This window comes from Mesorhizobium sp. M7A.F.Ca.ET.027.03.2.1, from assembly GCF_003999175.1.
Taxonomy (GTDB): domain Bacteria; phylum Pseudomonadota; class Alphaproteobacteria; order Rhizobiales; family Rhizobiaceae; genus Mesorhizobium.
In genome coordinates, this window is record NZ_RZOM01001649.1 from 1 (window position 1) to 791 (window position 791).

Here is a 791-nt window from a genome sequence, read left to right on the forward strand (position 1 = left end):
GATGCTGCTTCAGGTCACGCATCGCTACCGCCATGCCGATCGTTTCCGGCGTGAAGGGGCGCCCCGTTGGCCCAAGCACATGCGCGCCGAGTGCCACCGCGCGGGCGGCCAGCGGAATGTCGGCGGTGATCACAATGTCGTTGGTGCGTGCATTGTCCACGATCCAGTCGTCGGCGGCATCGGCACCTTTGGAAACCACGACATTGCGGATCATCGGATCGCGCGATGGCCGCAGGCCGCCATTGGAGACGTAGGTGACAAGGATGCCATGCCGGTCGGCCACTTTTTCGACCTCGGCCTTGACCGGGCAGGCGTCTGCATCGACGAGAATGGCGGGGAGTTCGCTCATGTTTCTTTTCTCCTCCCACTTGTGAACCACAGAGGTCGCGGGCCGATTGGGCGGCGGCCTGGTATCTTCCTCAGTAAACCACGACGCTTCTGATCGATTTGCCCTCATGCATGAGATCGAAACCCTTGTTGATGTCCTCGAGCTTCAGCGTGTGAGTGATCATCGGGTCGATCTGGATCTTGCCGTCCATGTACCAGTCGACGATCTTGGGCACGTCGGTGCGGCCGCGCGCGCCACCGAAGGCGGTTCCCATCCAGGTGCGGCCGGTGACCAGCTGGAACGGCCGTGTGGAAATCTCCTGGCCGGCGCCGGCGACACCGATGACGACCGACTTGCCCCAGCCGCGATGCGAGGCTTCCAGCGCCTGGCGCATCACCTTGGTGCTGCCGGTGCAGTCGAATGTGTAGTCGGCGCCGCCGATCTGGTCGGCGCCGCGCTTGGT

Annotated in this window: 2 protein-coding genes; both read right to left on the minus strand. The window is 63.6% G+C overall.

The window, feature by feature from the left end; genetic code table 11:
* On the minus strand, window positions 1-349 hold a 349-nt coding region (locus EN750_RS37080; RefSeq protein ID WP_127399463.1), incomplete at its 3' end, for a YaiI/YqxD family protein.
* A gap of 70 nt (window positions 350-419) precedes the next feature.
* On the minus strand, window positions 420-791 hold a 372-nt coding region (locus EN750_RS37085; RefSeq protein WP_145968319.1), incomplete at its 5' end, for a zinc-binding dehydrogenase.